The 8,241-nt window shown below is 70.7% G+C and carries 9 protein-coding genes; 5 read left to right on the forward strand and 4 right to left on the reverse strand.

What is annotated here, in order from left to right:
- The 4 genes from VFE05_20950 to VFE05_20965 form a co-directional block, all read right to left on the reverse strand.
- Positions 1-285 (reverse strand): hypothetical protein (locus tag VFE05_20950; GenBank protein ID HET6232557.1); only part of this gene is annotated, 285 nt, incomplete at its 3' end.
- 583 nt (positions 286-868) lie between these two features.
- Positions 869-1,534: a CDP-alcohol phosphatidyltransferase family protein gene (locus VFE05_20955; protein HET6232558.1), complete on the reverse strand. Its 666-nt coding sequence runs from the start codon at positions 1,532-1,534 to the stop codon at positions 869-871.
- Between the two features lie 419 nt (positions 1,535-1,953).
- Positions 1,954-2,952, reverse strand: a complete 999-nt coding sequence (locus VFE05_20960; protein ID HET6232559.1) for a cation diffusion facilitator family transporter — start codon at positions 2,950-2,952, stop codon at positions 1,954-1,956.
- Entirely contained in the window at positions 2,949-3,638 is a 690-nt protein-coding gene (locus tag VFE05_20965) for a transporter substrate-binding domain-containing protein (GenBank protein HET6232560.1), read from the reverse strand. Before VFE05_20965 ends, VFE05_20960 begins: the two co-directional genes overlap by 4 nt.
- A gap of 596 nt (positions 3,639-4,234) precedes the next feature.
- Between VFE05_20965 and VFE05_20970 the strand changes: the two genes are divergently transcribed.
- From VFE05_20970 to eno, 5 genes are all read left to right on the forward strand, one after another.
- Entirely contained in the window at positions 4,235-4,882 is a 648-nt protein-coding gene (locus VFE05_20970) for a YigZ family protein (protein ID HET6232561.1), read from the forward strand.
- Positions 4,883-5,018: 136 nt separating this feature from the next.
- The gene (locus VFE05_20975) at positions 5,019-5,411 is read left to right on the forward strand and encodes a Minf_1886 family protein (protein ID HET6232562.1); all 393 of its coding nucleotides are present in this window, start codon (positions 5,019-5,021) and stop codon (positions 5,409-5,411) included.
- A 228-nt stretch (positions 5,412-5,639) separates the two neighbouring features.
- Positions 5,640-5,777: a hypothetical protein gene (locus tag VFE05_20980; protein HET6232563.1), complete on the forward strand. Its 138-nt coding sequence runs from the start codon at positions 5,640-5,642 to the stop codon at positions 5,775-5,777.
- A 92-nt stretch (positions 5,778-5,869) separates the two neighbouring features.
- Complete coding sequence (locus VFE05_20985) at positions 5,870-7,429, forward strand: NAD(P)H-hydrate dehydratase (protein HET6232564.1); 1,560 nt, start codon at positions 5,870-5,872, stop codon at positions 7,427-7,429.
- Between the two features lie 570 nt (positions 7,430-7,999).
- Positions 8,000-8,241, forward strand: a 242-nt coding sequence (gene eno / locus VFE05_20990; GenBank protein HET6232565.1) for a phosphopyruvate hydratase, incomplete at its 3' end; no start/stop codon positions are given.

Genomic DNA, 8,241 nt, shown 5'->3' on the forward strand with positions numbered 1-8,241 from the left:
CTTCTTCGCGAGGAACACACCAACCGTCCGTTTCAACAACACAGGAAATGCGGCACCCGCTATCAGGTAGTGGCGCGCATTAAAGATCGGTTCCCCCTCATACCATAATTGCGTTCCGATGCCGGAACAAAGGATCATTACCGCGGTGATCAACCAGTATTCCGGACGGCATACAACGGATCTATTTTTGGCAGGCAGCTTATGCCGTAGCTCATACCAGTGGCCAACCTCCACGACCAGCGCTCCGAAACTGGCAATCACAGCTGGTGATTGTAAGATTCCCATGTCGCCTCGCGTACGATGTATCCTTTGGTGGAAAAATTGGAACCGGCGTTTACGTCTTCTGGTAGCCGCTGCGATTCCGGCAAAGAGAACTTGGAGGAAGAGCTCCAAGAGCATTCGCACCACTCAAGGTTTCGAATAAGAAGAGTTTGTGTCGTCGGTTGCTATTCCCAAACACGGCAACGCTTGCGGCGGTGCTGGGAGCTCCGACCACCCCGCTGCTTTGACTGAAGGTGCACATACTTACCTCGCCCGGACAAGTGCCTACACTGGCCTGTTGGTGAATACAGGCGCCGCGCCATGCGTTCCGCAAGTCGCGTGTGATGGAGGTGCACGATCATCGCAGGAACTGCGCGGCGCGCAGGAAGACGGCATGATAGTGCCCGCGCTCGACGTAGACGATTTTCCGTTTCGAAATCGCTGGCCACAACGGGTTCAGGAGATGGTTATCGGGGAAGGGCGCGTCGTCAGGCTCTGCTGATGCAATCGCCGCACATCACCTAGCTTATCTCTCGGTCGCACCAGGCTCAACGCGGCTACGGTTACTCGAATCGCTGTTTTAAGCGGAGCGGAGGGGCACCTCGCCCTACCGCTCGGCCAGCTTCGCACCTTCCGCCAGCACCGGCAGGGCGCGGACGACGCAGAGGATGATGGCGAGGTAGGCGCTGACTTCGCCGGCGATGCGGATGTAGGTGCGGGCGTTGGGGGGGATCTGGGAGGCGTAGGCGAGGATGAGGAGCGCGAAGGCGGCGGCCTTGGCGAAGCCGTAGAGGTTGCGGCTCGCGCGCGAGGCGACGATGAAGCGGCCGAGGGGCGAGGTCATCATCGTCGTGTCGCCGAAGGCGGTCTGGCCCTGCTCGAACGCCAAGGAGCGCGCGCCGTCCACCAGGAAGCCGCGCGCGGCCACGATCAGCGGCATCCACACCGGGATCCAGCCGAGCGCGGCGAAGGCGATCCAGTACGTCATCTCCACGATGCGGTCTGTGAGGATGTCGAGCACCGCGCCGAACTTGGAGACCTCGCCCAGGCGGCGCGCGACCCAGCCGTCCAGCGCATCCATCCAGATCGCCACCAGCGTGATCGCGCACGCCGCGACGTACAGCTCGCGCCCGGCGTACAGCATCGCCACGACGGCGAAGGCGAGCAGACCGCGCGTGAGCGCCACCGCGTTCGCCCACGTCCGCAGGCGGAAGCGGCCGGCGGGCTGTGGTTTCGCGGGCGTGTGGGCGGGCAGGGGAGTGTCGGCGGGCATGGAGATCGGGGAAGTGGGGGAGGTGCGCGGGAGATGCGCGGCGGGTGGAGCGTGCCGCTCCGTGCGCATCGACGCAAAAGGTACACTCCCCCCGTTTGCGGGGTCCAGCCCGGCACGACACGCGTTCCCGCCGCGCATCGGCGGATGTGCGGCGGGAACGGCCGTGCCGGTCGTCCGCGAATCGGCAAAGGTGGCCGACGTTCGCGCATCGCTCGGCGCGCATCTTCGGACAGCCGGCCATCGTCCGACACGGCCGTCCGGCGAACGCCCGCCTGCATCTCACAGAAGCCGCGCATCTCCCGCGAGCCCGCATCTCCGCGCTGCTGCGCATCTCCCGACCAGCTCGCACGTTACATCCTCCGCATTCCGCCGATCGGTGCGCTGCGGTGTTTGCGGGCAGCGGATCGGAGAGATGGGCGTCAGGCCGTGTGCTTGCCGTCGCCGTCCGCGTGCTTGCCGTCGCCGTCGGGGGCGAACTCGATGCTGGCGGTGGGGACCACGACGAGCGAGTGGAGGCGCCAGTCCATGCCGCGCAGCTCGGCGGCGGCGCACTCCGCTTCTTCGAGCATGGCGCTGCGCTCGCGGGGGACCACGAACACCTCGCCGGAGAGGACGTGGCCGTGCTCGCGCAGGCGCACGGCGGCGCTCTCCACCCACGGCAGGCGCTCGGCGGCCTTCTTCAGGCGGTCCGGCAAGTCCTCCATCTCCAGGCTGCCGACCTCGGTGGGCGACTCGTCCATGAGGTCGCCGATCACCTGGCGCAGGTTGTCCCACCCGTCCCAGATCACGCTGAGCGAGATGATGGCCGCGGCGGCCGAGTCGCCCCACCAGAAGCCGAAGCCCACCAGCAGGATGCCGACGATGGCGGCGCCCTCGGCCATCCAGTCGGCCTTGTTCATGTCTGCGTCGGCGGCCAGCACGTGGTCGTGCAGCTTGGCGGCGAGCGGGCGCTTGAGCGTGCCCAGCGTGAGGCCTACGCCTACGGCATAGGCGAGGCCCGCGATCATCAGCCAGCCGGCCCACACCTGGTGCCCGAAGACCTCCGTGGTGCCCACCGGCGGGCGCTCATGCTTCACTAGCTTCATCACGGCGTCCAGCAGCAGCCACAGGCCCACCGTGGTGAGCACGGCGGCGGTGGCGAGGAAGGCGACCGAGATGGCGCGGAAGTAGCCGAACGGGTAGCGCTCGTTGGGCTTGCGCTCCTCGATGCGCGTGGCGACGAGCAGCGCGGCGGGCGGGATCATGCCCAGCAGGTCCTCGGCCCAGGCGGTCTTCATGGCCTGCGACTGGCCCAGCGTGAGGAACATGATCACGGCCGTGGACGCGAGCAGGCCGATGCTGAGCCAGGCCAGCCTGCGCGCCTTCCGGCGCTGCTCCTGCTGCTCGCGGGGAAAGCGGAACGCGGAGAAGAGGATCACGGTTTCGCCGTGCGCAGGAGCGAGGGAAACGACGCGCGCCGGTCCTTCAGCCGACGCTCCAGGAGCACGAGCCAGCCGTTCTCGCCCGGGGCCGCGGCCAGCACGTGCGGGTCTTCGTGGAGCACGATGCCGGACGGGACGCGGTGCAGCGAGGCCAGCCGCCACGTGGGCGCGGCCACAGGACCGCGCACGCCGGCCAGGTCGCGCACGTGCACGGGCACCGCGTCCTTGGCGCGCAGGTACTCGCCCGCGGGGTCGCCCGCTTCCACGGCCACGCGCACGCCCTTCAGCTCGCGCGGCGCAAGCGTGCCGTGCTCCACGCCGACGACGATGGTGTCGGTGTAGAACGGGCGGGTGAAGGCGACCTGGCTGGACCACGGCAGCGACGCGGTGAGCCCGCCCACCACCAGGTCCAGCTCGCGCGCCTTCAGCGCGTCCATCAGCTCGCCCTCGGGGCCGCGGACCCACTCGGTGCGCGCGCCCATCTCCTGCGCGACCTGTCCGACGAACGCGGCCTCCACGCCGCCCACCACGCCGGCCGAGTCGGTCACCCACGGCGCGTTCTCCACGATGCCCACGCGCAGGGTGCCGCCGCGGATGCGCGCGGTGGTGCCGTCCGCGTCGCGCGGCAGGTCGCACGCGCAGACGGCCGTGCACAGCAGCAAGGCGATGAGAATCCGGTGCATCTCGCCGACGTCTGGAGTTTCTCCGCATCTCGGCATCCGGCTCCCGCGTCCGTCTGGATGCGGCCGGTGCCGGTTGTGCGGGACGCGCGGCGGGTGAAAGCAAAACGCAGACGCGTCCGGAACACAGCTCCCGGAAAACGCGCCTCGTGCTCCGGCCACGTTCGTTCGCCGCATCCCCCACAAGGCTGACGGGCAGGTAGGCATCCGCCTGCACCGCGCGTGGGGGAGATGCGGGGCGGCCCATCGGTAGATGAGCGGCGGATGATGCGCATCGCGGCACGTCACGGTGGATGTGCGGCTGGCGCGCTCCGGCCGCGCATCGGCAGATGCGCGGCGACTCGTGTCGGCGGAGGCGCTGCAGCTGGCGTCGGCGGGAGCGCGTCGCCGGATGTGATTCGGCTGGTGTGGGCGAGTGCGTCGGCGGATGCGCGTTGGCTGCTGGTGGCGGATGCGCGGCGGCGTTGCGCGGCGGGCGCGGGAGGGGCAATCTGTCGGACGATTCTCATCTCCCGGACCGGCCTTGCCTTGCCCGCATCTGACGCATCTTCCGACATCCCGCCGTACCGCCATCGTCCGTCGTTCACGCGGAGGCGCGGGTGAGCGCGGACGAGCCGTTCGTGACGCTGGCGGGCGAGGGGGAGGCGGAGACGAAGGTGAAGGGCTCCGTCTTCCTGGCGCTCGCCGCGCCCGCGGGAAACGAGGCGGAGGCGCGGGCGCGGCTGGCGGCGGTGGAGAAGCGGCGGTTCGACGCCACGCACAACTGCTCGGCCTGGCGGATTCGCGGCGGCGTGTACCGCGCCAACGACGCGGGCGAGCCGTCCGGCAGCGCGGGCGCGCCCATCCTCGCCGCGATCGACGGCGCGGGGGTGACGGACTGCGTGGTGATCGTCACGCGCTACTACGGCGGGACGAAGCTGGGCGTGGGCGGCCTGGTGCGCGCGTACGGCGACGCGGCGGCCCTCGCGCTCGAAGTCGCGCCGAAGCGCACGGGCACGCCCGCCGCGCGCCTCGCGGTGGAGTACGGGTACGAGCACACGGCCGCGGTCATGCGCACGCTGGAGCGCGCGGGGGCGACGGAGATGGAGCACGGCTACGCGGGCGGCGGCACGCGCGGCAGCGTGGAGGTGTCCGTGCCGCTCGCCGCGGTGGACGCGCTGGCGGACGAGCTGCGCGAGGCGACGGCCGGGGCGGTGGCGCCGGTGCGCGTGGGGGAGCGCGTGCTGTATCGGAACGCGGGCGGCTGATGTGCGGTATTGAACCCGTCGCTCCGCCGGCACCCGCCCGCGGACCGGGCTTCCCGGCGTCCCGCATCGCCGCGCCCGCACGGCGCGCGCCCGCCCCGGCGCGACGCGCACGACCCACGAAGCAAGAGGGAGAACGATGGACGGTGCGGTGCTCGCCGACCCGATCATGGACCGCCTGCGCAGGGACCATCCCGCGTACCACGACACGGCGTACGTCTTCATCCTCGCCGGGCTGCAGTTCACCATCTCGCGCCTGGGCGAGGCGCGCCACATCACCGGCCGCGAGCTGGCCGAGGGCTGCCGCGACCTGGCGCTCGACCGGTACGGGCTGATGGCGCGCAGCGTCCTGTCGTACTGGGGCATCCGCTCCACCCGCGACTTCGGCGAGATCGTGTTCGCCCTCGTCGAGTGCGGCGTGCTGGTGAAGCAGTCCGAGGACTCGCTGGGCGACTTCGACGGCGTGTTCTGCTTCACCGAGGCGTTCGAGAGCCGCTACCCCTGGTGCACCCCCCGCGTGATCGGCATCTAGCCGTATCCCCCGCCTTTCCGCTTCCCCGAAAAGATCCGTTCGCGCGTCGGCAAACGTACCGTCCTCTGTGGAACGGGGCTTGCGGCGTGCACCTCCTCGTCCGAGTACGCGGGTGCGCCAGGCATGGTGCACCCGAGGATCGTTACTGTTGAGGGGAGGGGATGAGCGATGCCGGACGAACGTGAGTTTCCGCCGTGCAAGAAATGCGGTGCGGGAACGCTGGTTCCCATGTCGGACTACGGGCGCGACGGCGCCCCAATCACCTACAAGGCGTGGGTCTGCACCAACCCGGACTGCGGCTTCAACATCCGGATCGACAACGGCGAGATCAGCTTCGGGCGCACCATCGGCCAGAGCTACAAGTAACGGCGGGCGAAACAACTGCACCCGCACGGAATGCCCACGGCCACCCGGCCGTGGGCATCGCGCGTTAACACCCTTCCGCAACGGATCCGCCCTTGGATTCCTCGCCTGTAGCCTCTGCGCATCTGCCGTTCTCCGCCGCCTGCACGGTCCCCGTCCTCACCGCGGCGGAGATGCGCGCATGGGACCGCTCGTCCATCGACGCGCGCGGAATTCCCGAGCGGGTGCTGATGGAGTCCGCCGGGCGCGCGGCTGCGGCGGTCGTGCACCGGCTGTACCCGCACGGCCGCGTGGTGGCGGCGGTGGGCGCGGGCAACAACGGCGGCGACGCCATCGTCGTGCTGCGCGTTCTCCGCTCGTGGGGGCGCGAGGTCGCGGCGGTGCTCGCCGGCAAGCGCCCCGACGATGCCGCGCTGCTGCACGGCTGGGAGGTGAATGTCGTAAGTGCCGGGGATGCGGATGCGGCGTTCGCGGGCGCGGCGGTGATCGTCGACGGCCTGCTGGGCACCGGCGCGCGCGGCGCCCCGCGGGATGCGGAGACGGCGGCGATCGAGGCGATGGCGCGCTCGGGCTGTCCCATCGTGGCGCTGGACGGGCCGTCGGGCATCGACATGACCACGGGGGCGCGGCCGGGCGCCGCGGTGCGCGCGGAGGTCACGGTCACCTTCGGGGCACCCAAACGCGGGCTGCTGCTCTTTCCCGGTCGCGAGCACGCCGGGCGCATCGTCGCCGTGGAGGTCGGGTTCGATCCGCTCGCGGCGGACGGGTACGGCGCGCAGCTCGTCACGCCCGCCTGGGCCGCCCCGCACCTTCCGCCCGTCGCGCCGAACGCGCACAAGGGCACGATGGGGCTCGTCTCCGTGCTCGCCGGGCGGTCGGGGATGGCGGGCGCGTCGGTGCTCGCCGCGATGGGAGCGCTGCGGGCGGGGGCGGGGAAGGTCCGCGTCGTCACCCACGCCGACAACCGCGTGATCGTGCAGACGGCGATCCCGGAAGCGCTCTACGCGGACCGGGAGATGGACGGCCTGGCGGAGGAGCTGCAGGATTCGCAGGCGATCGTCGCCGGGCCGGGGATGGGGACGGGAGATGCGGAGCGGGAGATGCTGCGCCGCGTGCTCTCCCGCGGAAGCTCGCCCGTGCTGCTCGACGCGGATGCGCTGACGCTGCTCGCCGCCGATCCGACGCTGCGCGACGCGGCGGACCGGCCGCTGCTGCTCACGCCGCATCCGGGCGAGATGGCGCGCCTGCTGGGGAAGAAGACTGGCGACGTCACGGCGAACCCGTTCGCGGCCGCAGCCGAGGCGGTGGAGCGCTTCCGGTGCGCCGTGCTGCTGAAGGGCGCGCCGTCCATCGCCGCCGCACCGGGGGAGCGCGCGATGGTGAACGTCGCCGGCCACTCCGGCATCGCGACGGGCGGGATGGGGGATGTGCTGGGGGGAATCGCGGGGGCGCTGCTGGCGGTGGGATGCACGCCGCGCGACGCCGCGGCCCTCGCGCTCTACTTCGCCGGGCGCGCGGCGGAGATCGCGGGCCGTGGCCGCGGCCTCCTCCCCCGCGACGTGGTGGAGGCGCTTCCGGCCGCGCTGATGGATCGGGCGGAGGATGCGGAGCCGGTCGCGCCGGGGGTGCTGCTCGACCTGCCGGCGGCGTATTGAACATTGCTGGATAGGCGGAAATTCTTCGCGTGCTGAGAGTTGCGGATGCGATGAATCGCACCCCTACGCATTGGTAGATTACCTCGGAGTCGAGGGGGTGTTGTGGCGGCGTCTCGGACGCGGGGCCGAGTGGCCGATGCGCGGGTGGTGCCGTTCGTCCGTCGTACCCCAAACAACATGCGGCGAGGGAGACCCGGCGGCGGTTTGCCGGGGCTGCCTCGCGGGCGGGGAGACCCCGGACGGAGGCGGGACAGGCAGTATCGTCCCGCCGGAGGAGGAGGCTCACCGCCCCCGCGGAGGAGACGGGCGGCAGGCAGTATCGCCGCCCGGCTCCGGAGCGGTCCCGCGACCAAGCCTCCGCCGTCCGTCTCGATCCGCGACCTGTCGCCGAATCGATCGGACCACCGCGTCCCGCCGAGCTACGTGTGCCCGCCATGGCGAGAAGAACCCTCCGCACCACCACAGGGAAATCCGCGCGGACCAACGTTGACACTGCGTAACCCCAATGGTACGTTGCCGCCCGGCTGCACTCCCGTCGATCACGCCTCCCGAACGACTTTCCCGAAAGCAATGACCACCATCGCCGACATCCGTGCCCGCGAGATCCTGGACTCCCGCGGCAACCCCACCGTGGAAGCCGACGTCATCCTGTCGAGCGGGGCGCGGGGGCGCGCGGCGGTGCCCAGCGGCGCCAGCACGGGCGAGCACGAGGCGGTGGAGCTGCGCGACGGCGAGAAAGGGCGCTACCTGGGCAAGGGTGTGCGCCGCGCCGCACAAAACGTGGTCCAGGAGATCTATCCCGCGCTGCTGGG

It is taken from the genome of Longimicrobiaceae bacterium, assembly GCA_035696245.1.
GTDB lineage: Bacteria > Gemmatimonadota > Gemmatimonadetes > Longimicrobiales > Longimicrobiaceae > DASRQW01.

Excerpts from the sequence above, each read along its gene's own strand:
- VFE05_20955 (HET6232558.1), bottom strand. The coding sequence starts at position 1,534 with ATGCCCGCCGACACTCCCCTGCCCGCCCACACGCCCGCGAAACCACAG.
- VFE05_20965 (HET6232560.1), bottom strand. The coding sequence starts at position 3,638 with ATGCACCGGATTCTCATCGCCTTGCTGCTGTGCACGGCCGTCTGCGCG.
- VFE05_20975 (HET6232562.1), top strand. The coding sequence starts at position 5,019 with ATGGACGGTGCGGTGCTCGCCGACCCGATCATGGACCGCCTGCGCAGG.
- VFE05_20980 (HET6232563.1), top strand. The coding sequence starts at position 5,640 with ATGTCGGACTACGGGCGCGACGGCGCCCCAATCACCTACAAGGCGTGG.